Genomic DNA, 431 nt, shown 5'->3' on the forward strand with positions numbered 1-431 from the left:
GCCAGCCAGTTGGCCCGCATCGTAAGGTCGTACGCGGCCGGGTTGGACGGTGGCCTACGACGCAAATGCTCTGCCGTGCTCACATACACCCGGCCGACCAGGGTTCCCGCTATTGTTCGAACCAGTTCGTCCTGCAGGGCGAAGAGATCTCGCGTCGGACGATCGTACCGTTCGGCCCAGACGTGATTGCCTGTCTGGGCATCGATCAACTGAGCCGTGATCCTGACGCGCTCTCCCAACCGGCGGACACTGCCCTCTACCAGGAAGCGCACACCCAGCTCGCGCCCCACTGTCTGGACGTCGACGCGCTGACCCTTGAAGCTGAAGGTGGCGTTGCGCGAGGCAACCGCCATCGATTGCCAGCGTGATAGATCAGTTATGACGTCCTCGGTGATCCCATCTGAGAAATACTCTTGCTCTCGATCCGAAGA

At 61.3% G+C, this 431-nt stretch carries 1 pseudogene; it reads right to left on the reverse strand.

Going from position 1 to position 431, the window contains the following annotated elements:
* A pseudogene (locus tag GSQ92_RS30555) lies at window positions 1-353 on the reverse strand (hypothetical protein); the annotation flags it as partial.
* Window positions 354-431: the final 78 nt, after the last annotated feature.

The organism is Acidisoma sp. S159, assembly GCF_009766125.1.
Taxonomy (GTDB): domain Bacteria; phylum Pseudomonadota; class Alphaproteobacteria; order Acetobacterales; family Acetobacteraceae; genus Acidisoma.